This window comes from Selenomonas sp. FC4001 (assembly GCF_000701565.1).
Taxonomy (GTDB): Bacteria; Bacillota; Negativicutes; order Selenomonadales; family Selenomonadaceae; genus Selenomonas_A; species Selenomonas_A ruminantium_B.
Genome location: NZ_JNJF01000017.1, coordinates 1 through 21,781 on the forward strand (window position 1 = coordinate 1; position 21,781 = coordinate 21,781).

General features: G+C 49.9%; 23 protein-coding genes. 1 reads left to right on the forward strand and 22 read right to left on the reverse strand.

Going from position 1 to position 21,781, the window contains the following annotated elements:
• Window positions 1-105: 105 nt before the first annotated feature.
• Together tnpA and T320_RS08525 are read right to left on the reverse strand one after the other, a co-directional pair.
• On the reverse strand, window positions 106-570 hold the full coding sequence (gene tnpA, locus T320_RS08520) for an IS200/IS605 family transposase (protein WP_037354312.1): 465 nt from the start codon (window positions 568-570) through the stop codon (window positions 106-108).
• A 195-nt stretch (window positions 571-765) separates the two neighbouring features.
• Window positions 766-1,218 (reverse strand): MarR family winged helix-turn-helix transcriptional regulator, encoded by a 453-nt coding sequence (locus tag T320_RS08525; RefSeq protein WP_026761368.1) that lies wholly within the window; start codon window positions 1,216-1,218, stop codon window positions 766-768.
• A gap of 220 nt (window positions 1,219-1,438) precedes the next feature.
• On the opposite strand from T320_RS08525, the gene T320_RS08530 reads away from it, so the two are divergent.
• The gene (locus T320_RS08530) at window positions 1,439-3,283 is read left to right on the forward strand and encodes a phosphoethanolamine transferase (RefSeq protein ID WP_037354897.1); all 1,845 of its coding nucleotides are present in this window, start codon (window positions 1,439-1,441) and stop codon (window positions 3,281-3,283) included.
• A 52-nt stretch (window positions 3,284-3,335) separates the two neighbouring features.
• On the opposite strand, the gene T320_RS08535 is transcribed toward T320_RS08530, so the two are convergent.
• From T320_RS08535 to T320_RS08625, 20 genes are all read right to left on the reverse strand, one after another.
• Window positions 3,336-3,689 carry a hypothetical protein gene (locus T320_RS08535; protein ID WP_037354899.1) on the reverse strand — a complete coding sequence of 118 codons (354 nt, stop codon included), beginning with the start codon at window positions 3,687-3,689 and terminating at the stop codon, window positions 3,336-3,338.
• 586 nt (window positions 3,690-4,275) lie between these two features.
• Window positions 4,276-5,193, reverse strand: coding sequence for a protein translocase subunit SecF (secF, locus tag T320_RS08540; RefSeq protein ID WP_026761371.1), 918 nt, complete (start codon window positions 5,191-5,193; stop codon window positions 4,276-4,278).
• Window positions 5,180-6,421, reverse strand: a complete 1,242-nt coding sequence (gene secD, locus T320_RS08545) for a protein translocase subunit SecD (protein ID WP_037355009.1) — start codon at window positions 6,419-6,421, stop codon at window positions 5,180-5,182. Before secD ends, secF begins: the two co-directional genes overlap by 14 nt.
• 14 nt (window positions 6,422-6,435) lie before the next feature.
• On the reverse strand, window positions 6,436-6,804 hold the full coding sequence (locus T320_RS08550; RefSeq protein ID WP_037354902.1) for a hypothetical protein: 369 nt from the start codon (window positions 6,802-6,804) through the stop codon (window positions 6,436-6,438).
• A gap of 27 nt (window positions 6,805-6,831) precedes the next feature.
• Entirely contained in the window at window positions 6,832-7,542 is a 711-nt protein-coding gene (locus T320_RS08555; RefSeq protein WP_026767604.1) for a PP2C family protein-serine/threonine phosphatase, read from the reverse strand.
• Between the two features lie 132 nt (window positions 7,543-7,674).
• Window positions 7,675-8,268: a 5-formyltetrahydrofolate cyclo-ligase gene (locus T320_RS08560; protein WP_037354905.1), complete on the reverse strand. Its 594-nt coding sequence runs from the start codon at window positions 8,266-8,268 to the stop codon at window positions 7,675-7,677.
• Between the two features lie 3 nt (window positions 8,269-8,271).
• Window positions 8,272-8,559: a preprotein translocase subunit YajC gene (yajC, locus tag T320_RS08565; protein WP_026761376.1), complete on the reverse strand. Its 288-nt coding sequence runs from the start codon at window positions 8,557-8,559 to the stop codon at window positions 8,272-8,274.
• A gap of 24 nt (window positions 8,560-8,583) precedes the next feature.
• Window positions 8,584-9,699 (reverse strand): tRNA guanosine(34) transglycosylase Tgt, encoded by a 1,116-nt coding sequence (tgt, locus tag T320_RS08570; RefSeq protein ID WP_026761377.1) that lies wholly within the window; start codon window positions 9,697-9,699, stop codon window positions 8,584-8,586.
• 138 nt (window positions 9,700-9,837) lie between these two features.
• A complete protein-coding gene (locus T320_RS08575; protein ID WP_037354908.1) occupies window positions 9,838-10,014 on the reverse strand; it encodes a YjfB family protein in 177 nt (58 codons plus the stop codon).
• A gap of 112 nt (window positions 10,015-10,126) precedes the next feature.
• A complete protein-coding gene (locus T320_RS14005; protein WP_081824806.1) occupies window positions 10,127-11,815 on the reverse strand; it encodes a DUF4153 domain-containing protein in 1,689 nt (562 codons plus the stop codon).
• Window positions 11,816-12,083: 268 nt separating this feature from the next.
• Window positions 12,084-12,230 carry a hypothetical protein gene (locus tag T320_RS14640; protein ID WP_155266745.1) on the reverse strand — a complete coding sequence of 49 codons (147 nt, stop codon included), beginning with the start codon at window positions 12,228-12,230 and terminating at the stop codon, window positions 12,084-12,086.
• A gap of 298 nt (window positions 12,231-12,528) precedes the next feature.
• The gene (locus T320_RS08585; protein WP_037354911.1) at window positions 12,529-13,260 is read right to left on the reverse strand and encodes a 7-carboxy-7-deazaguanine synthase QueE; all 732 of its coding nucleotides are present in this window, start codon (window positions 13,258-13,260) and stop codon (window positions 12,529-12,531) included.
• Window positions 13,261-13,263: 3 nt separating this feature from the next.
• Complete coding sequence (gene queD, locus T320_RS08590; protein ID WP_037354914.1) at window positions 13,264-13,641, reverse strand: 6-carboxytetrahydropterin synthase QueD; 378 nt, start codon at window positions 13,639-13,641, stop codon at window positions 13,264-13,266.
• 161 nt (window positions 13,642-13,802) lie between these two features.
• Complete coding sequence (locus T320_RS08595) at window positions 13,803-15,233, reverse strand: 6-phospho-beta-glucosidase (protein ID WP_037354916.1); 1,431 nt, start codon at window positions 15,231-15,233, stop codon at window positions 13,803-13,805.
• Window positions 15,234-15,264: 31 nt separating this feature from the next.
• Window positions 15,265-17,130 carry a beta-glucoside-specific PTS transporter subunit IIABC gene (locus T320_RS08600; protein WP_037354918.1) on the reverse strand — a complete coding sequence of 622 codons (1,866 nt, stop codon included), beginning with the start codon at window positions 17,128-17,130 and terminating at the stop codon, window positions 15,265-15,267.
• Between the two features lie 171 nt (window positions 17,131-17,301).
• Complete coding sequence (locus T320_RS08605) at window positions 17,302-18,180, reverse strand: MurR/RpiR family transcriptional regulator (RefSeq protein ID WP_037354920.1); 879 nt, start codon at window positions 18,178-18,180, stop codon at window positions 17,302-17,304.
• A gap of 75 nt (window positions 18,181-18,255) precedes the next feature.
• Window positions 18,256-19,491, reverse strand: a complete 1,236-nt coding sequence (locus tag T320_RS08610; protein WP_051608688.1) for a glycosyltransferase family 2 protein — start codon at window positions 19,489-19,491, stop codon at window positions 18,256-18,258.
• Window positions 19,492-19,521: 30 nt separating this feature from the next.
• Complete coding sequence (gene pssA / locus T320_RS08615) at window positions 19,522-20,232, reverse strand: CDP-diacylglycerol--serine O-phosphatidyltransferase (protein ID WP_037354923.1); 711 nt, start codon at window positions 20,230-20,232, stop codon at window positions 19,522-19,524.
• Window positions 20,232-20,864, reverse strand: a complete 633-nt coding sequence (locus tag T320_RS08620; RefSeq protein ID WP_026761386.1) for a phosphatidylserine decarboxylase family protein — start codon at window positions 20,862-20,864, stop codon at window positions 20,232-20,234. The genes pssA and T320_RS08620 overlap by 1 nt, the downstream gene beginning before the upstream one ends.
• A 27-nt stretch (window positions 20,865-20,891) precedes the next feature.
• Complete coding sequence (locus T320_RS08625) at window positions 20,892-21,662, reverse strand: WecB/TagA/CpsF family glycosyltransferase (RefSeq protein WP_369793438.1); 771 nt, start codon at window positions 21,660-21,662, stop codon at window positions 20,892-20,894.
• Window positions 21,663-21,781 lie beyond the last annotated feature (119 nt).

Here is a 21,781-nt window from a genome sequence, read left to right on the forward strand (position 1 = left end):
AAATAAATATCCCCCGGCTTAGCCGGGGGTTTTACATTAACGGCCTATAAGGCCTCTTTTTACCAGCTGCGCTTAAAAGCGCTTGTACGGTCCGCCACACGCTACTTATTTCCGATTACCCGTAAACGGGTCTATCGCCTCTAGCGTTAGCTGCTCGGCCATATGGTCTTCACTTAGTTGCTGCTTTATATATTCCGCTATCTTCTTTTCGTTCTTTCCTACGGTACTCACATAATATCCTCGACACCAAAATTGTCTGTTTCTATACTTATATTTCATATTCCCCCATTTCTCATATATCATCAGGCTACTCTTCCCCTTCAAAAATCCCATAAAGTTCGATATACTAAATTTCGGTGGTATCTCTACCAAAATATGGATGTGGTCTGGACATGCCTCAGCTTCCAGTAAATTCACCCCCTTCCATCTGCACAATTCACGTATTATCTTTCCAATCTCATACCTCATTTGCCCGAAAAACACTTTCCGCCTATACTTCGGCGCAAAAACAATGTGATATTTACACTCCCATTTCGTGTGTGATAAACTATGGATGTCGTTCTTTTGCATTACGACAAAACCTCCCTATTCATAATTTTGCAGTTGACGGACCGCAACAATTATTTTCTAGGGAGGTTTTTCTTTTCCTTTAAAGACTCATCGCTAAAGCTTTACGGAACCCCTGGTCTAACCAGGGGTTTTCTAATAACAAAAACGGCAGAACCCGTAAGATTCTGCCGTTATCACAGGTAAATTTTTTCTTGCTTACTGTTTGCTGTTGCTGACTTCTAAAATGCCAATCAGCTTATACAGCAGGCGATAAAGTTCCTGAGCATCCTCCATGGGAAACTCTGCCACTTCATTGGCCATAGCCTGGGGAATCTTGGCAGCAGCCCGCTTGAGCTTACGGCCTTCCTCCGTAATGCAGGCGATAACAACCCGCTCATCCACCGTGGAGCGCTCCCGCTTCAAATATCCCTTGCTTTCCAGCTTCTTTAAGAGCGGAGTAAGCGTGCCCGAATCCAGATGCAGCTTCTTGCCCAAATCCCGTACACTGACCTTGCCCTCTTCCCAAAGGACCATCATCGTAATGTACTGGGTGTAGGTAAGACCTAACGCATCGAGATGAGGACGATATGCCTTAACGACTTCCCGGGCGCAGGCATACAGGGGGAAACAAACTTGATTCTCCAAACGCAATGAATCTTTTTTGTCCATAAAATCTCCCTCATTTCAAATATTTTATCACACTTTGATTTTAGTATTTTTCCCTCTAAAAGTCAACGATAAAACTATTTTGTAATCTAGTTATCAAATGAATTTATTCTGATATTATTTACTTTTTCGGACATATGTCCTCTTATTGCAAATTGACTACCGCCGCAATTTCGTGTAGAATTGTCGTTGTACTTTCATTATATATAAAGGAAGAATGTTTATGACTATAACCAGTGCACAGCAGGATGCCTTCATCCGCCGACTGGCAGCGGCGGCCAGTTATTTCTGCTGTCTTATCGCTTTTTACATCGACATCGGACAGGACATGGGCGCCAAATACTTTATGCCCATCCTCCTGCCTGTGATTGCCGCTTTGGTGCTGACGCAATACGCCACCCGCGTGTCCATCTTCAGCCGGGCGGCACTTCCCAATCTCCTCACGAGCTTAGGCTGGAGCATGACCTTTCCGCTGCTCTATGCCTGGACTTACAACTCGGTCTGGTATCAGTCCAAAATCTGTTTTGACTTCGTGGTGGGTACGGCAGCCTTCGTGCTCCTGATGAGCATCGAAAGTGTACTGACACGGCTGGGCCATGTAAAGATAAGTTCTCTCTTTATGGCGCTCCTGAACTTCGCCTGTCTGGCCATTCCCTTTATCCAGTGGGTTTATTACTGCCTCTTCTGGCACTGCCTGACCCCGGCCTCCCTGATGGCCCTTTACCTGACCAACTACAACGAGAGCATTGACTTCATCCAGTCCAATCTGGGTCTTGTGCCCACCCTTTTGATTTTCGCCGGCTTTGCGCTTTTCATCTACCTGGCTTATCGGGCGCATCTGCACTTTGCCCGGCTGACGGAAGATGATGAAGCCAGCGCCCTGCGTCTTTCCACGTTGGGTGTGCTGACCTTCCTCGCACTTTGGGCGCACAGCTACTACATTCCCCAGACTTCCTTCGCCGAACTTTGGGAGGATGTAACCACCTATGTGACCCAGACACAGGAATACAGCATTGGCCATGATGAGCGCTACGACAGCCTGATTATCGACACGGAAAACACGCTGGCTGCCAAAGCTCCGGGCACGGTCATCCTCATCATCGGTGAGTCTGCTTCCCGGAACTACATGAAGGCTTACACGCCGGAGTTCCCCTACGAGAACACGCCTTGGCTCAACGAAAAACTGGCAAACGCTGAATCGGGCTTTATCAATTATCATAACGCCTATTCGTCCTGGTCCCAGACGGTGCCTGTACTGCAGCGTGCCCTGACGGAGCAGAGCCAATACAACGGCAAGGAGTTCTTTGAATCCGCCTCCATCCTCGATGTGGCCAAAAAGGCCGGCTACGAAACCTGGTGGTTCAGCAATCAGGGCCGCTATGGCCAGTACGACAGCGCCATCACCTTGGTGGCCAAAACAGCTGACCACGCCACCTGGACGGACGATTCCTACACCTTTACGGATAAGTATGACGAGGCGCTCCTGCCGTATCTCACGCAGATTGACCCGTCCAAGAACAACTTCATCGTCCTGCACATCATGGGCAGCCATATCTACTACAACAACCGCTATCCTGCTGCCTTCGATAAGTTCCAGACCACGGAAGAAGATTCCCGGGCCACTTCGACACCATCTTATGCCAACAGCATCCTCTACACGGATTATGTAGTCAGCCAGGTCTTTGACTACGCGCAGAAACATCTGAATCTGCAGGCCATGGTCTACTTCTCCGACCACGGAGAAAACCTGGAAATCTCCCATAACCCGGATGTGTTCAGCTTCGATATGGTGCGGATTCCCTTCTGGGTTTACATCTCCCCGGGCTATCAGGCAGCCATGCCCCGTCATTCGGCCGCCCTCTATGACCATCAGCATCGTTACTTTACCAACGATATGCTCTACGATACCATCAGTGGTCTCTTAAATGCCCCTTCCAACCGCTACAATCCCGAACAGGATTTTGCCAGCTTCAGCTACAGCTTCAACCGGCAAAACCTGACTACCATGCTCGGCCAGCACAAGCTCACCGAGGACCCGGACGGCGGCCCGGAAGAACCAACCGAATAAACAGAAAAACAGCCTTGCCTGCAACAAATGCAGAGCAAGGCTGTTTTGTATGTTATTTACTTTCCGTATGTTTGTCTTTGCCAAACCATAACCAGAACAAAATGGGAAAAACGATGAATTCCACCAGCAGAATGATGGCAAACAGGCCATTAATAAAATCCCAGCTTAGGAAAAAAGATTCCTGTCTAGGCTCTGGCGGCATATGCAGGCGATTCGGCACAAAACCGCTGACAATCTGCGGCTCTTCCTTCGTGCCCGCCGCCGTAGCCACCGGTACCGGAGCGCTGTCCTTATCCGGAACTTCCTCCACGAAGATTCCCGCAAGACAGGTCAGCGTCAACGACAGCACAGCTACAATTAAGAACGTCATTATTTTATTGTCTCTGGCCCCCTGCCGACTATCCATTGCTCTTCCTCTCATAATATTTAATCTTTCTTTAATAAAGTTCTTTCTATACTTTACCCTCTTAACCGTCATTTGTCAAATTGGATTGATTCCTATTCTAGCCCTAAGACGGAGGGAAGGGGAGGCAATAACTTTCGCCTGCTTATGCAAGCTTGCCTAACGCGACCGAAAGCCATTGCCTCCCCTTCCCTCCTTGGTTTTGGCACTGCTGCGCAGAGAGACGTACTCATCACATAGTTCATACTAAGCCCGAGATGATTGGTGATGTTTTCCGCAGCTTTTGACAAACCTGTCTATGGCGGAGGAAAATATTACTAGTCAGCTCGGGCGTCCTAGCACATGGATGTAATGTACACAGTAGCCGCGGGGACAGATGATGTTTTTCCGTTGCGTTAGGCAAGCCTGCATAAGCTAAGGAAAAAAATTATCTGTCCCCGCGGCGGCATATCATCTGGATGTAATGCACGAAAAAAGCCCGGTGGCTGATAATGCTTTTCCGTCGCGTTAGACAAGCCTGCATAAGCAGAGGAAAAGTATTATCAGCCACCGGGCGTCTTATCATATCGATGTTAACGAAATAACAATCTTACTTGGCTACAGCCGGATTAGCTGCCGCCTTTTTCTTATCCCCCATCTTACGCAGCACAATCCAAAGCGGGCTGGCAATGAAGATGGACGAATAACAGCCGCAGCCGAAACCAACCAACAGGGCAAAAGCGAAGTCCTTGGTGGTTTCACCGCCGAAGAAGTACAGGGCGAAGGTCGTAAACATTACCGTAAACACCGTGTACAAGGAACGGGTCAGGGTCTGGAACACGGAGGTGTTGACCAGCTGAACCACATCGCCGCCCCGGCGGAAGTGCAGTTTCAGATTCTCGCGGATGCGGTCGAAGATAACGATGGTATCATTGATGGAGTAACCAACGATGGTTAAGAGCGCCGCAATAAAGGAAGAATCAATCTGACGGCCCGTAAAGGAGAACACTGCCAGCACGATGAGGATATCGTGAACCAGTGCGAGCACGGCCGCTACACCGAAGCGCCATTCAAAGCGATAGGCAACATAGGCAATGATAAGAGCCCAGGAAACCACTAGGGCCATCACCGCATTGGTAATCAGCTCGCCGCCAATCGTGGCACCAACTTTTTCCTCGCGGAGCACATCGTAGTTTGCCACATCGGTCTTGATGGCCGCCATGACTTCCTTGCGCTGTTCCTCTTCCATATCCGTCGTGCGAATCATAACATTTTCTGCTTCCGTCACGCCGGTTTCAGCGCCGGTAAGCTGAATCTGAGAACCCTCCAAGCCGAACTTAGCAAGGCTCGTACGCACTTCAGCAATCGCCACAGGACGTTCAAATTTTAAATCGATAATGGTACCACCGGTGAAGTCGATACCAAAGTTAAAGCCCCGGGTAAACATGCAGATAAGCCCGGCCACAATGATAACTGTGGAAATGGCGAACCAAATCTTGGAACGCCCGGCAATATCAAGCTTGTTCATGCTTTAAGTCCTCCTTTTTCCACAGCATATAACCGTTGGCACCATAGGCACCGGGATTCTCCGAAATCTTGGAATTGATCATGAGTTTCAGGAGATACTGCGAAAGTGTGATGGCCGTCAGCATGGACAGCATTGTACCAAGCCCCAAGGTGATGGCAAAACCGCGAATCGTACCAGTTCCGAGGAAGAATAAGACACCTGCGGCAATAATCGTCGTGATATTGGAGTCAAAGATGGTCGTGAACGCACGCTTGAAGCCTGCATCCATGGACAAGCGTAAGGTCTTGCCCTGAATCTGATATTCTTCTTTGAAGTGCTCGAAAATCAGCACGTTGGCATCAACGGCCATACCGATGGACAGGATGATACCAGCCACACCGGGCAGGGTCAGCGTTGCATCCAGGAGATACAGCAGTGCCAGCAGAACTACCGTATAAGCCATCAAAGCCACGTCGGCGATAAAGCCGGACAGGCGGTAGAACAGCAGCATGAAGATGAGTACCGCGCCAATACCAACAGCAAAGGCAAATACGGATTTATCCTTGGAGTCCTGACCAAGGGTCGGGCCTACCGTACGGGTTTCAATGATGTTGACCTTTACGGGCAGTGCACCACTGCGGAGCACGACAGCGAGGTTCTGTGCTTCTTCGAGCGTCTTCTGGCCCGTGATTTCAGCACGGCCGCCTAAGATAGGTTCGCGGACATTCGGAGCCGTCAGCACTTCGCCATCGAGCAGGATGGCAATCGTGCGGCCCACGTTTTTCGTCGTGAGGTCGGCAAACTTTTTGGCACCTTCATCAGAAAATTCCAGATTAACGACATTCTGACCGCTCTGCTGATTGGTAGCAGCCTGCGCATCCTTCAAATCCGTACCGGTGAGGACGGTATTGCCTTCTTCGTCCTTAAATTCCAGCATAGCCGTCTTACCGATGGTCTTAATGGCTGCATCCGGGTCTTTTACACCCGGCAGCTCAATAATGACGCGGCGGGCACCTTCACGCTGAATAATCGGTTCGGTGAGGCCCAGCGAGTTTACGCGCTTTTCCATAATCGTGACTACGCGATTCATCGCATCATCATTTACCTGTGCAATATCTGTGTCCTCAGCTTCGAGTACCACGTGGGTACCACCCTGCAAATCCAGGCCCTGACGAATGGAGAAAGCCAGCGGCTTTACAAAGGCCAGGAAGATGCCGATAATGGCGACAACACAGACAATAAGTTTCATGAGATTATTCTTTCTCAAGAGTTTTCATCCCCTTTTGTCTTTCGTTTTCTATATTCTTTGACGAAATTGATGACCTTGTCCCGCACCTCGGCAGCGTTGTATTTATCGGTCTGAATGTAGAGGTCAGCATGGGCCCTGGCATCTGCCAACCGCTTATGCTGCACCTCCAGCCTGCTTTCATCCCAATAAACTACACGCCGCTTGTGAATAGCCGGCATGGTCGCATCAATCATCACCAAAATATCTGGATGGCGCTTCGCCCAAAAATTATGAATCCCGGAATGTTCCTGCGCCACATTATAAGCATCAAAGCCAGCCGCCTTTAACCCGGCAACCAGCGTCGTCTTTCCCGAAGCACAAACTCCCACAACCGCAATCTTCAAGACAATCACTCCTATCCAGTTAAAAAATTAATAAGGATATGTTACCTCAAGCTGCTCAATCTTGGGGCTCGATGGCGAACCATCGGTTATCCCCATGACCAGCACCGTCATATCATCCGACGCCTTTTCCGCATCGAGTTCCAACGCATAATCCATAATGCTCTTGGCGATAAAGGCCACATCCTCGGCTTCATTCTTGCGAACGATTTCCATGATTTTCTCAAAATCAGCCGGATGGCCCAATCGCTTTTTGCCAGCATGGGCAATGCCGTCCGTATAGGACACAATCAGCATCCCCGCCGTCAACGGCACTTCGTACATCAAGGGCTTCATATGACGGTTGACGCCGATAGGCTCCACATTTTCATCATACACCGTTTCATACTCCGGCGTCTTGATGATGACGGGACAGTTGGAATTGCGGCTGATAACCGCCGTTTCCGTATCGAGGTCGGCGCTTACCACCGTCAACGTGCAGGATACCTTCTTGTCTTTCATGGCATAGAGATAATCATGCACCGCCCGCGCTACCGCCCCGTCACGGGCACCATCGGATATGAGCTGCGTAGCCTTATTCACCACCCAGCTGCTGGTATGATGAGCTGCCAGCCCATTGCCCTGCCCATCGGCAATGATGGCAGAAATCCCCCCATGGGGACGCTCCACAATATCGCAGGTATCGCCACAGACTTCCGTCGCATACTTAGAAGTCTTAGCCATGCCAATCTTAACTTCCATAACACACTCCCCCATAACACCCCAGCGCTCAAGGATGAGCGCTCGCGGACGTAAATCACGTGATGTGATTTCATTCCGCAGTTTTCTTTTGGTACTTTTCTTTGCGCCAAAGAAAAGTACATAGAAACTCACTTACAATAAGCAGTTATAAATTCCCTGCTCCGTAATAATCTTATGCACCAGCTCGTCATGCCCTTCCATGGGAATATTCGCCACCAGCTGACACGAATAGGCAAGGGCTATCCGTTTTGCCTTGACGGCCTTCGCCATAAACGCATCATAGAAGCCTGCCCCCATGCCGAGCCGTTCGCCCCGGGTATCAAAGGCTACCCCGGGCACGACAATCATATCGAGCTTCTCTGGAGCAACCACCTGACTCTTAACCGGGTCCGGCGTCAGGATGCCATACTCCCCTTCCACCAGACTATCTAAGTCCGGCAAGGTCACAGCCTCCATCTGCCCCTTGCTGATTACTCTGGGCATAGTCACCGTAACCCCCATATCCAGCCAACGGTGAATCAGCGGACGAATCTGCACTTCATCGCCCATGGAGGCATAACACATGACGACCTTCGGCTCCTTGAAATCCGGCAATGCACAGAACACATCAATCATACGCTGGCTGGCCTTTTGACGGTACGGCTCTTTCAGTTCCCGCCGAACCGCCAAAATCTTTGCACGCAAAGCCTTTTTCTCAGCCAGCAGTTCCTTTTTATCCGTATCCATAACTTAGGCCTGCTTATCCTGGGTAATGTTGGCATTGATGGAAGCCCGTGAAACCTCAATCACCGTGTTTTCGGCAATTTTCAGCTTGATTACCTTATCGTCAATGCCCGCAATCGTACCGTAGATACCACCGATGGTCATAACCTTGTTGCCCTTTTCCAATGTATCGAGCATGCTCATGCGGCGTTTCTGCGCCGCTTTCTGCGGACGATACAGAAGGAAATAGAAAATCGCAATCATCACGAAGATAGGGCCCCAAGTGCCCAAAGCTGTCATGGTTTCCGGAGTCATAATAAGCACCTCTTCTTTAATTTATCAGCGTTTGTAGTTGGCCAAAAATTCACTGCGGAACTGCGTAAACTTACCGTCAATAATCGACTGACGCATTCTACGCACGAATTCTTCGAGGAAATAGAGATTGTGCAGCGACAGCAGGCGCAGTCCGAAGATTTCCCCAGCACGCACCAGATGGCGGATATAAGCGCGGGTGTAGCCGTTGCGGCAGGCGTAACAGCCACAGCCTTCCTCAATCACATGATGGTCATGGGTGAGGTTGGCATTCTTCATCACCAGTCTGCCCGTCCAGGTCATGGCCATGCCATTGCGCGCCACGCGGGTCGGATATACGCAGTCGAACATATCAATGCCGCGCATTACACCTTCCACGAGGTGGTCAGGCGTGCCCACGCCCATCAGATAGCGAGGCTTGTTCTCCGGCAGCAGGGACGTGGAATACTCCAGCATCTCATACATGAGTTCCGGCGGTTCCCCCACCGACAGGCCGCCCACGGCGTAACCGGGGAAGTCCATCTCCACCATCTCTTTGGCATGCCATTTGCGCAAATCCTTATACATACCGCCCTGCACAATGCCGAACAGTCCCTGATTGGGCGCCGTCATGGTATCCTTGCAGCGCTGTGCCCAACGCAGCGTGCGCTCCGTGGACTGCTTTGCATAGTCATGGTCAGCAGGATATGGCACACATTCGTCAAAGGCCATGACGATATCCGAGCCTAAGCACATCTGCACCTGCATGGAAACTTCCGGCGACAGGAACTTCTTCGAACCGTCAATATGCGAACGGAAGGTCACGCCTTCTTCAGTGATTTTGCGCAAATCGCCCAGCGAGAAAACCTGAAACCCGCCACTGTCGGTGAGAATCGCGCCATCCCAGTGCATGAATTTATGCAGGCCGCCGGCTTCCTTCACGAGCTCCATGCCCGGACGCAGGAACAGATGATAGGTGTTCGAGAGGATTATCCCCGCACCCAAATCCTTCAGCTCTTCCGGCGAAACGCCCTTGACCGAAGCCTGCGTGCCCACAGGCATGAAAATCGGCGTAGGGAAACTGCCATGGGGTGTATGGATAATACCGGCACGAGCACCTGTTGCCTCGTCCTTTTTCACTAATTCATAAGTAATTGCAGCCAAATAAAAACCTCCTAAATTTCAGCTGTCCAAGTGGTCTGATGATAGACCACTACCAACCATAAATGATACCACAAAACAAGCCGAAACACAAAAGAAAACTGCCGTATCACAGCGAAAGCCTGATACAGCAGTTTTCTTTTAAGCCTGAATATCCACCATCGTACCCAGATTCGGGTCAACGGCCAGTTCCTCCAGCATTTCCTCTGCAGCAACTTCCGTGGTATCCATGGCCATTTTCAGGACCGCCATGCCCATATCCTGCATGGCCTGCCCCTGATGCATGTTCACCGACATTGCGGCGATACTCATATCCATAGCCACACCTCCTCAGCTAACTGAAGCAGCACATCCTTGTGCTATTCTATATATCGAACGATTTGCGGACAAGTTAAGCCCCAAATTCATCAATCAGCGGATAAATCCCGCATCACTTCTGCAGTAAATATCCCCGCCCGCTTATGAGCAGCTCTTTGCTTCCTTCGGGTCTCCGAACCGTAATCTCCGTGAAATACAGGCGGGACTTATCTTCGAGCAGGTATTCATCATCGAGAACGACATTCTGCGTTCCCATATCATTTTTATGTGTGGCCATAAGCCCCTTCACATAATCGTGGATATCCACCGATTGCTTATTTCCATCTTCCAGCTGTATCACGGCCACTCCCCGCTTGACGGTAAAGGAATAAACCATTCGGAAACCGGCAACGGGAATTCCCTTTTGCCGTGGCTTAAAGACCACTCTAGTCTGCTCCGTTCGCTTTTCTGTCTTGCCATTCGTTGGCTTGGCATTAATGTAGTAATCCTTCCAATTTATTTCATCGACCTGCCGGCAAAAGTTCTCCCTGCTGTCGCTGGCCAGACTGGATTCGCAGATATACTCCACACAACTCCTTATAGCCGGCGTGCGTTCTGCAGAAATCGGATGGCTCATCACAATCCTGCCATCTTCATACAAACCTTCCTGCTCCAGCAGCGCGATTAAACGTGCCTGCTGATTATGCAGGGGCACCCGCATGACGTTAAGCGGAGTAATCGAAAAGACCAGCAGCAAAACAGCCCCCAACAGAAAAAGCGGACGCATTCCCTGCCGCAGGAAGCGAAAGACGAGCATCAGAATACCGCAGGCCGTACAAATCATGGAAGCATAACGCAGGGAGGTAAGGCCGTAGGCTTCGTACCGAATCCAGATGCCACAGAACTGGACAACGAGGATGGGCAGGAACAAAATCAGGCCCCAACGCATGAACTTTTCATACCAGCCCTTCTGAATATCATTCCAGAAGAAGTAGAAAAATCCATACCCGAGCATGGCCAGGGAAGCGTACCAATTCATTTCCCCAATGGGCATGGTCTGTAGGATGATGATTTTACCAATGTACAGATAGAGAATCAGCAGCAAAAATACATAACAGGGAAATACCAGCCCTATGACCGAATTGCCCACGACTGGCTCTGCTGCCGACACTTCCTCATTAATCTCAGGTAACAGACACAGCAGCACATTGACCGCACAGGCAAAGGGCAACACGCCTAGCAGAAATAAGCTTGCCTCCATGGGAACAGGCAGCAGCAATGCCCGCACCGCCGCCAAACAAATCCCCAAAAGCAGGGAAATCATTCCGCCCAGAACACCAGCTGTTAGGAAAGCATTCACAGCGCACCGCAGCTGCGCACTCTGCCGTTCCTTTTCCTTTGGCAGAAGCAGATAAAGAATCAGGCAAAGCCAAAAGCCGGGAATGACAAAAAGGAACAGCACCTGTTCTATCTCCGGCAAAAATTTCGTGCCAGCTTCCTGTATAACGCCCCAGAGCAGCAGCATGCACCAGATTTTCCAGCGGTATTTTCCCGCCTGCCAGCCGCCCTTGCGTTCACGCCAAAGCTCCACTGCCACAGCCACCAAAATCAGCGACAACAGCCGAATCGTCCAGATAATCCAGTCCTTATCGATATCTTCCAGATTGACCTCTAGCAGGAATATACCTTGATAGACAAGATGTACAAGATTCAGCAGAGCCGCCTCGGGAAACCGCGCCCAGAGCATTCTAAGCCGGCGTGTCATAATCTCCGTGAAATTTTCTCTTAGGTATTGAAAACTAAAGGCTGATTTTTTCCACATTTAAGTATCACCACTTCTTCATTTTTCTCTGACCACTCACTGAAGAATAGGATACCCTATTATCATTATATTTCCATTAAAATCAGCCTTTTAGCAAAAAATACACGGCAAGGCTCTGCGAAAATATCCGTAAAGCCTTGCCGTGTAAGTATTTATGCGTTTTTATATCTGCCCTTACCAAGATAATCGCCTTTCTCCATCCAAGGGGGCGCAAAAAAGCTACTGCACAAACTCGACATGTGCAGTAGCTTCTCTTTGTATCCGGTTTTTATCTATACCTTATGACTTGTTTGCGTTCTACATGATACTCTTTAATCGGACGATTCGGACGACGATTATCAGGATAAACGTACCGCTTGCCTCCAGTCACCTTGTCCAGTTCCATATTGTCCATTTTGTTCATGAGCTTTTCCATTTTATTTTCCTCCTCACATTTTAGGGTGTTGTTATCTTACTTTCTGTTCTTTATATCCCCGAAAGCAAAAAGTGTGTAGGAGAAAAAAATTTTTGTTTACAGTTCCTATATTATGGCGTTGACATGTCAAATGCAAGGATTTTTCACACAAATAACGGGCAGTTGATTGGTCAAACTCCGAATCAACCGCCCGCTTGGCGCTTTCCTAAATACGGATACAAAAATCTCCGCGAAAAACCCCGTAGAGCCTTGATATATAAGGGGTTGCGGATTTTTTAATCCAGCCGACATACCGATATTAAATTTGCCCAATCATCTTATGTGTCTGCGGAATTACGCGCACATCCTTGAGCTTCGTCAAAGCGTAATTCTGGCAGATAAGGATTTTTTCCGGGCTGGCTGCTTTACAGCCGCCGTAAGGCGTAACCGGCTGAATGATAAAGAGCGTTTCCGGTGCCGTTTCTGCCACCAAATCAATGGCCTTACGGAATTCTTCTTCCGTGGTTTCGTCAGCCACCACCAATTTGATATAGAGGTCTTTTTCCTTGGCCACCTCGATAAACTTCCTGTGAGCCTCCCACTGTGGCTGGCTCACAATGCTGGGCAACTTGATATCCATGCTGATGATATCGGTGATGTCAATGATGCTCTCCAGTTGTTTGTACAACGTGCCGTTGGTTTCCAAAAAGACAGGCACTTCTACTTCCCTAGCCACCTCGCGGATAAATTCGGCGTGCAAGAGCGGCTCACCGCCGGTAAAGCTCACCGCCTGATGGGGAACTTCCCTGCAAAGGCGATTGATTTCCATAGCCACCTGCTCTGCAGAGCGGGGATTGGGGAGCTTGGCAAACTCGCGGCTGCCCGCGTAGGTTTCCACTTCACACTGCGGATGACTGCCTGGCGCGTTTTCCGTATCACAATAACTGCAATCGAGGTTGCACCCCTCAAGGCGCACGAATACCTGACGGCAGCCCACATATTTGCCTTCTCCCTGAATGGAGGAAAAAATTTCAATCAGATTTTCTTTCATGGCTTAATCCTCGGTATAGGTCACGCTGGATTTCGGCGATTCAAAAACCGTGATGGCAGCGAGCTTGCTGTCCCGCTGGAAGATTTCATGACCAGAGAGTTCCTCAAAGATAATGCGGGCAAGATTCTCTGCCGTGGGATTCACGCCATTCTTGAAGGGTTCCAATTCATTAAGATAACGGTGGTCAAAACGCTCCAACGTGTCCTTTAAGGTCTGCTTGATGATTTTGAAGTCCACCAACATGCCCAGCTCGTCCAGTTCCTTGCCCTTGACGACAGCTTCTACTACCCAGTTATGGCCATGCAGGCGGGCACATTTACCGGGATAACCATTTACATGATGGGCCGCCTCAAAGGCGCCCTCTACTTTTAACGTATACATATATATCAAACTCCTTACCTACATATAAAGTACACATGATTATACCACCTAAATATTGCTATTTCAACATTGACAAGTCAAAAGCCGCCAAATTGACATGTCAATCTGACTTGTCAATTTGACGGCTCCCGTTCTTTTATTCCGATATGTTATTTTTCTAGTTAGAGTTTTTCGCCGTTGCTGGCAATGACATCTTTGTACCAGAAGAAGGATTTTTTCTTCTCGCGGCGCAGAGTGCCTTCGCCTTTATTGTTCTTGTCCACATAGATAAAGCCATAGCGTTTTTCCATTTCACCGGTGCCGGCGGACACGAGGTCGATGGGGCCCCAGGTCAGATAGCCCAGGAGGTCAACACCGTCTTCTTCCACAGCTTTCTTCATTTCGCTGATATGGGCGCGGAAATAGGCAATGCGGGCATCGTCGTGAATCATGCCGTCTTCTTGTTTGTCTGCTTCAGTTTCATGCAGGCCGATGCCGTTTTCGACAATCATCATGGGCAGCTCATAGCGTTCCTGCACGAGATTCAGAGCGTAGCGCAGACCAACAGGGTCGATTTTCCAGCCCCAGTCGGATGTTTCCACATAGGGATTGTCCAGGCCGTTGCTGAATTCGTCGCCATCATCATTTTTCTTGACGGAGCTTACGACGACGGTCTGATAGTAGCTGAAGGCGAAGTAGTCCACCTTGCCCTGGGCCAGCACTTCCAAATCGTTATCTTCCATCTGAATCTTGTAGCCCTTGTTTTCCCATTCTTTGAGAACGTAAGTCGGATAATGGCCACGGCACTGCACATCGGAGAAGAACCAGGTCTTATCCATTTCCTTCATGGCGGTGATGGCGTCATTAGGACGGCAGCTTTCCGTGTAGACAGGGCCGATGTTCAACATGCAGCCAATCTGGAATTTCGGATTGATTTTATGGCCGGCGATGACAGCTTTGGCCGAAGCGACGAATTCATTGTGGGCTACCTGATAAAGCACCAGCTTTCTGTCCTCGCCTTCTTTGTAAGTAAAGCCGGAGTTGGTTACAGCAAAGAAGGGAACATCCGTGTTGCGCTGGTTGTTGATTTCGTTGAAGGTCATCCAGTATTTGACCTTGTCTTTATAACGCTCAAAGCAGGTGGTAGCAAATTTTACGAAGAAGTCCACGACCTTGCGGTTGCGGAAGCCGCCGTATTCCGTCACGAGATGATAAGGCAGCTCGAAGTGGCACAGCGTTACCACAGGTTCAATGCCCAAACGGCGCATTTCATCAAAGAGGTCATCGTAGAATTTGAGTCCTTCCTCGTTGGGTTCCGCCTCGTCCCCCTTGGGGAAGATGCGCGTCCAGGCAATGCTGGTACGGAAGGCTTTGAACCCCATTTCCGCCATGAGTGCCAAGTCTTCTTTATAATGATGGTAGAAGTCGATGGCATCGTGATTAGGATAGATTTTGCCTTCCAGTACGCCATCGGTGATTTCACGGGGCTTGCCGTAACCGCCGACGGTCATGACGTCAGCCACGCTCACGCCTTTGCCGCCTTCCTGCCAGGCGCCCTCTAATTGATGGGCAGCAACAGCACCGCCCCATAAAAATCCATTGGAAAATGACATGATAAACCTCCTGAGATATGTAAAAAACTTTTTAAGCGGGAATGATATCCAGCACTTTGTCACCGGAAAGGTGATTGCCTGTGCTGGGAATAAAGTCTACGTAATTATCTGCGTTAGTAATGACCATCGGGGTCGTGACCGAAAGGCCTTTTTCCTTGATGAAGTCGATATCGAACTCGATGAGCAAATCGCCTTTCTTTACCGAATCGCCGCCCTGAACATATGCCTTGAAACCTTGACCATTCATCTTTACGGTATCCAGACCGACATGGATGAGCAGTTCCGCGCCATTTTCGCTCTTGAGGCCGATTGCGTGCAGGGTTTCAAAGAGCATCATGACCTGACCATCACAGGGCGCATAGACTTTACCTTCGGTCGGTTCAATGACCACACCTTTGCCCATGGCACCGCTGGCAAAAGCCAAATCCTTGCAGGCAGACAGCGGCTTGACTTCACCTTTGATGGGGCTGGCAAGCTCGAACGGCAGAGCGGGCAGGGCTTCTTTTTCTTCCGGAACAGGTTCCTCCACCTTTTCCTCGAAGCCAACAAGCTGCACCAGGGCAAAAGCACCAACGAGCGCGATGGCCGTACCGACAGCAGCACCAGTCAGCGAAGTGGGGTTCGCAGCGTTATAGGCATTGGGCACGGTAAGCAGGCCAGCCAAACCGGCAAACGCATAGTAGAGCGTGCCAAAGAAGGAAGCGGCCAAGGAACCTGCTGCCGAGGCAATGCAGGCACAGATAAAGGGCTTTTTGAGCGGTAGGGTGATACCATAGATGGTCGGTTCCGTGATACCAAAGAGTCCTGTAAGGCCCGCGGACATGGCCACGCCTTTGGTCTTTTTGCTCTTGCTCTTGAACCAGACGCCGAAGACCGCACCAACCTGGGCGCAAACGGCAATGCCGCAGAAGGCCTGCAAGGTGGAGAAACCAACCTGTTCAAATTCTGTCAGGAAGATGGGCACGAAAGTCCAATGTACGCCGAAGATAACGAAGACCTGCCAGAAGGCACCAAAGACCATAGCACAGAGCCAGGGCAGATGCGTGTAGAAGGCCTGAAAGGCCGTGGACAGGCCATGCGCAACACCGGAGGTAATCGGGCCAACCACCAACAACGTAGCCGGTACCATAATCAGGTAACTGCAAAGTGGCACGAAGATAGGCTGCAATACTTCGGGCAAATGACGTCTGAAGAACCGTTCCACATAGACCAATAATGCCAGAACGATAATCGGCGGCAGTACGGTGGATGTGTAAGTAGTTTCTGCCAGCGGCAGCATCAGGAAGGTGAGCGGTTCACCGGCGGCAATGCGTCCGGCAATTTCACCCCAGGAGGGATTCACCAGAGCACAGCAGCACAGTACAGCGAGCAGCGTGTCCACCTTGAAATACTTGGAACCTGCCAGAGCAATGAGCACCGGCAGATAGGTAAACGGTGTCCATGACATATAAGTCAGCACCTGAAAGGTGGTGTTTGCCACCACATCAGGATAAAGCGCCGTGGCGATGATTAACACACCCTGCAGCAGACCGCAGGCAGCCAGCACATAAACGATTGGCGATACACACCCGGAAATCGCACCGATAACAGCTGCCGCAATGCCTTTGGAGGCTTTCGAACCGTCCTCGCTGTTTTCAAGGTGCAGCATTTCTGCCGCCACCTTGTAAACATCGGTGACGTGGGTGCCGATTACCACCTGGAACTGACCACCGCTTTCCACAACGGTGATGACTCCGGCCATGGCACTGACCTTTTCCTTGGCGTCGGCAGGTGTTTCTTTCAACACGAGCCGCAAGCGGGTTGCGCAATGAGCAGCTTCCGAGATATTATCCTTGCCGCCTACGGCAGCGATGATATCGCCCGCCAGCTTTTCATAGTCTCTGACTTTTGAGGACATATACCGATCTTCCTTTCATTTCACAAATAAAAATTATCAATCCGTCTTACATGTGACAATATAACATAGTTATATAACGTGTTTCAATCGGTTTAGTCGCTTTCGGGACGCTGTTTACAAAAAAATAGAGCCTTGCGGCTCTGTCTGAAACAGTGTTTACAATTATTGGCGTTACCATAAACGGTCATGATCATCAAAGTGGCCCATGCCATCATCGAGACGATTGGTAAATGTTTCGATATCATCATAATCCTGTGCCAGTAGCAGACCGAACAGCACATCCTGATAATAACGCACCCCTACGGAAAAAATCATGCCGCCCATGTCCATATAATCAAGGTCAAGCGTGTTGGCAACATAGAGAAACTCATCCGCATATTTCGCTAACGGCGTTTTTTCAGAGGTGGAAAAGAGCACGATTTTCGTACCCTGCTGTTTCAAAAGCTGTGCCGTCCGCAGCAGGCGTTTGTTCATACCTGTACGGCTGATGATAACGGCCAGATGCGTAGAATCCGAAAGCATGGCCTGTGCCAGCTGTGAGGTCATGGAACTGTTGGCTACGGCCACGCATTTTACCTGCAGCATATTAAAGACCATGCTCTGCGCCAGATGATAGTTCTGGTCGTAAGCATAGATATCAATGCTTACGGCTTTACGCATCATTTTTGCCACGCGCACCACCTGCGCGATGTCCATTTCGTTTTTGGTCTCCTCGATGGCTTCAATCTCCAACGCGGCCATCTTCTGTATAATACCCTCCGGATTATCCACGGAGGTAATGGGACGTTTGATTTTTATTTCCTCACAAGGCGCTGTTTTTTCCGTGCGGTTGAATTCGCTGATGAAACGCAGCTTGAATTCATTGTAGCCCTTGAGCCCCAGTTTTTGACACAGTCGAAAAATACCTGCCGGACTGCTGTAGGTTCTCTGCGCCAAATCCCGGATGGAAAGGTTCGCCAGTTCCCGTTTATGGCTCAAAATGTAATTAATCATGTTCTGCTCGGAGGGCGAAAAGCGCTCCGCCTCTTGCATTTTTTTTATTAAACGCATAACTACCTCTCCTTGCGTCCTTCACTAGCATTATTATAACACAAAAGCCCTCCCATTAAGGGAAGGCTTACTGATTTACTTCAAAATGTCTTTCGTATTCTTCACGTTGCCCACGATATCATCCATGCTCATCGCGCGGGTGTGCTTGGTATGGCTCCACTCGTGTTCGTTGCGGTGGATGAAGCCCAGGAAGATAATGGGAATCCACGAATAGATGAACACGGGATAAAGCAGCATGTAGAGCCAGGATTTCCATTTTGCCCGAATCTTAATCAGGATAATCATGGGCAGAATGTACTGACCGAGCATGATGGCGGTCATGAGCTGCGACGGCATGAAGTTATAGATGTTCGTGTAGAACGGCGGGAACGCCAGCTGAATATAGCTGATGATGATGAAGATGGTGGAAATCATCAGGAAATGCGGCTGCATGAGGTAAATGCATTCGTCCCACATGCGGATGTCCTTGTTTTTCCAACCAGCTTTGAGCATCTTCGGAATGAAGCGGTTGCCCACATCAAACTGCCCCTGCGCCCAACGGCGGCGCTGATTCCAGGACTGCTTGAAAGTCAGCGGCTTTTCATCATAGATGATGGCGTCATGCGCCCAACTGGTCTTGATCCCTTCGGCCATGCACTTCATGGTAAATTCCATATCCTCGGTCAGGCAGGTTGCCTGCCAGCCATGGCGCTTGAGGATTTCCATGTCAAAGCACATGCCCGTGCCGCCCAGGCAGGCGGACAGGCCGATATTGGACTTGGCCAGATGGGAAATGTGGCAGATAACCCAGAACGCAATGGCAAAGGTTCCAGCCACCCAGGTATCGTAAGGGTTCTTGGCATCCATATAGCACTGGATAACCTTATCGCCCTTGCAGAGGCGGTTGTTCATTTCCATCAGGAACTGCGGATGTACGAGGTTGTCGGCGTCAAACACGCAGACGGCATCGTATTCCTTGTCCATCTTGAACAGGCGGTCAAACATCCAGTCAAGTGCATAGCCCTTGCTCTTTTTCGTCGGGTGCGTACGCTCATGGACGATGGCGCCGGCGGCAGCGGCCACTTCGGCCGTATTGTCGTCGCAGTTATCTGCAACCACATGGATATCGTACATATCCTTCGGATAGTTCAGGTGGCCCAGATTCTCTACCAGCTGACCGATAACCGCCGACTCATTATGCGCGGCCACCACGAGCGCAAACGTCTTTTTCGGAGTCTTAATCTTCTTCTCTTTCCGCCGCCACATGCCGCAGAAACCAATGATGAAGAAATACAAGGTAAAGAGGAAAATCATTATCTGCATCGGCACCATGATGATGTCAAATGGATGTGTCAAAAATCATCAGCCTTCCTTTGCAAACAGTGCAATAATTGTATTGAGTATACCGGCTGCGCCATAGGTGCAGAATACTGCCACCGCCAGCGCCGGAAGCAAAGCCTCATGGCCCAGCCACAAAATACCGGCAAACATCACAAACGCAAAAATCTTCGTAAGCAGGTAAATGGGTTCTGCCCCATCACCCTTGAAATTGGGGTAATGCACATGGCTCACCATCAGATAGCCCACAATGGCCATGATGATGGGATAAGCGATGCCAAAGCCCAGCGGGTCAATGCCCAGGCTCACAAAGAGCAGGGTGGTCATCGCTACGATATTGCCGCCGGCAGGAATTGCCAGCCCCATGAAGTAGCCATGCACGACATCCGCATTGACATTAAAGCGCGCCAAGCGCCACATGCCGCATACGGCAAAGATAATCACCACAGCCATGCCCAGCAGGCCATGATGCTGCAGTACAAATACCCACGCCAAAAATGCCGGAGCAATGCCAAAGGAGCCCAGGTCACAAAGCGAATCCATTTCCTTGCCCATTTCGCTGGACACGCCAAAGAAACGGGCCGTGCGGCCATCAAGGCCATCGGCCACGAGCGCCAGCAAAATGAAAATCGAGCCCCAAATCAAATCACCATGATAGGTCGAAAGTATGGAGCACATACCGAACACGAGGTTCATGGACGTGCATAAATTCGGTAGAAAACGTCTGTAATCCATCAGTCTTTTATCCTCCCCAAAACGGTCAAGCCGCCAGAAACCTTCTGCCCCTTGGTCACGGCGATTTCCACATTTTTCGGCATTACCACTTCCAGGCAGGAACCGAATTTAATCATGCCGTAAAGCTCGCCCTGCTTCATTTCATCGTCCAAAGTCACATAGGACACAATGCGGCGGGCCAAGATGCCGGCAATCTGTTTTACGCTGATACGGATGCGCTCATTTTCGATACCGAGCACATGGTGCTCGTTCTCAAAGCCCACCGTATCTTTATAAGCGGGACGGAAACGGCCGCAGAAATACTTCTGCAGCTTGATTTTGCCCCGAATCGGACTGCGGTTCACATGCACGTTGAATACGGACATAAAGATAACGACCTTATTGCAAGGCTCTTTTACGAATTCATCCGTTTCCATCGGCACGATATCCGTCACGGTACCGTCAGCCGGAGAAAGAATCACATCTTCGTCAAGCGCAATTTCCCGCTTGGGATTGCGGAAGAAATAACAAAAATAAAACATCAGTACGATGGGGATTACCGCTGCATAGGGGCTAATGGAAAAGCCCACGAGAAGCGCTAGCAAAAAGCAGGCACCAATAAAGGGGTAACCCTCAGAAATAATAGGGGTCAAGCTTCCACCTCCTTATATTCTTAAATATTACGCGCGATTTGACTTATAGCCATGCACTTTCAACACAAATTTTGGCAGAGCCATCAGACGGCCTGCGCGTTTCGGCTGCAAAAGACCGCGGAACAGCCATTCGAGCTTGGCCTTCTGCATCCAGTACGGAGCGCGTTTCATGACACCGGCCATAACGTCCAGCGTACCACCTACGCCGATAGCCACCGGTACACCCAGTTCCTTTAAGTGCGCATTAAGCCACTTTTCCTGCTTGGGTACGCCAAGGGCGGCGAGCAGCAAGTCCGGCTGTGCGGCCTTGATTTCTTCAATGATGGCAGGTTCATCCTCGGGCTTGAAGTAACCATCACGCGTACCTACGATTTCAATGCCGGGATAAAGTTCCTCTGCCTTGGCTTTGGCCTTCTCTGCCACGCCGGGAGCCGAACCGAAGAAGAATACCTTCTGCTTCTTGCTCGGAGCAATGCGCATGAGTTCCTGCGCCAGGTCAAAGCCCGCTACACGCTCCGGCATTTCATAACCTAAGTGATGGGCAGCCCAAACCGTACCAGCCCCATCCGGCACGACCAAGGCGGCATCATTTAAGATATCCTTTAATTCCGTGTCATGCGTTGCCCGCATTATCATCTCTGCATTGGCGGTGGCAATCAGGACATTTTTCCGTTCATCCATGTAACCTTCCACCTGTGCAACTGCCTGAGCCATGGTGACAGAATCCACCTTCACGCCCAGTATATCAATCTTTTCGGCCACGCCGCTACCTCCCCAATTCGATTCAGAAACACTCATTAGACAAGTTTACTACAAATAAAAGAGAGCGTCAACCGCTCTCTTTTTGCATTTTACGCTATATCCGCTGTAAAAACTCTATCTTTTCAGATACATATAATTCTGTTACAATAATATTC

Coding starts and splice junctions, on each gene's coding strand:
- tnpA (WP_037354312.1), bottom strand. CDS start 570: ATGCAAAAGAACGACATCCATAGTTTATCACACACGAAATGGGAGTGT.
- T320_RS08525 (WP_026761368.1), bottom strand. CDS start 1,218: ATGGACAAAAAAGATTCATTGCGTTTGGAGAATCAAGTTTGTTTCCCC.
- T320_RS08530 (WP_037354897.1), top strand. CDS start 1,439: ATGACTATAACCAGTGCACAGCAGGATGCCTTCATCCGCCGACTGGCA.
- T320_RS08535 (WP_037354899.1), bottom strand. CDS start 3,689: ATGGATAGTCGGCAGGGGGCCAGAGACAATAAAATAATGACGTTCTTA.
- secF (WP_026761371.1), bottom strand. CDS start 5,193: ATGAACAAGCTTGATATTGCCGGGCGTTCCAAGATTTGGTTCGCCATT.
- secD (WP_037355009.1), bottom strand. CDS start 6,421: ATGAAACTTATTGTCTGTGTTGTCGCCATTATCGGCATCTTCCTGGCC.
- T320_RS08555 (WP_026767604.1), bottom strand. CDS start 7,542: ATGGAAGTTAAGATTGGCATGGCTAAGACTTCTAAGTATGCGACGGAA.
- T320_RS08560 (WP_037354905.1), bottom strand. CDS start 8,268: ATGGATACGGATAAAAAGGAACTGCTGGCTGAGAAAAAGGCTTTGCGT.
- yajC (WP_026761376.1), bottom strand. CDS start 8,559: ATGACTCCGGAAACCATGACAGCTTTGGGCACTTGGGGCCCTATCTTC.
- T320_RS08575 (WP_037354908.1), bottom strand. CDS start 10,014: ATGGATATGAGTATCGCCGCAATGTCGGTGAACATGCATCAGGGGCAG.
- T320_RS14005 (WP_081824806.1), bottom strand. CDS start 11,815: ATGTGGAAAAAATCAGCCTTTAGTTTTCAATACCTAAGAGAAAATTTC.
- T320_RS14640 (WP_155266745.1), bottom strand. CDS start 12,230: ATGGAAAAGCTCATGAACAAAATGGACAATATGGAACTGGACAAGGTG.
- T320_RS08585 (WP_037354911.1), bottom strand. CDS start 13,260: ATGAAAGAAAATCTGATTGAAATTTTTTCCTCCATTCAGGGAGAAGGC.
- queD (WP_037354914.1), bottom strand. CDS start 13,641: ATGTATACGTTAAAAGTAGAGGGCGCCTTTGAGGCGGCCCATCATGTA.
- T320_RS08595 (WP_037354916.1), bottom strand. CDS start 15,233: ATGTCATTTTCCAATGGATTTTTATGGGGCGGTGCTGTTGCTGCCCAT.
- T320_RS08600 (WP_037354918.1), bottom strand. CDS start 17,130: ATGTCCTCAAAAGTCAGAGACTATGAAAAGCTGGCGGGCGATATCATC.
- T320_RS08605 (WP_037354920.1), bottom strand. CDS start 18,180: ATGCGTTTAATAAAAAAAATGCAAGAGGCGGAGCGCTTTTCGCCCTCC.
- T320_RS08610 (WP_051608688.1), bottom strand. CDS start 19,491: ATGGTGCCGATGCAGATAATGATTTTCCTCTTTACCTTGTATTTCTTC.
- pssA (WP_037354923.1), bottom strand. CDS start 20,232: ATGGATTACAGACGTTTTCTACCGAATTTATGCACGTCCATGAACCTC.
- T320_RS08625 (WP_369793438.1), bottom strand. CDS start 21,662: ATGAGTGTTTCTGAATCGAATTGGGGAGGTAGCGGCGTGGCCGAAAAG.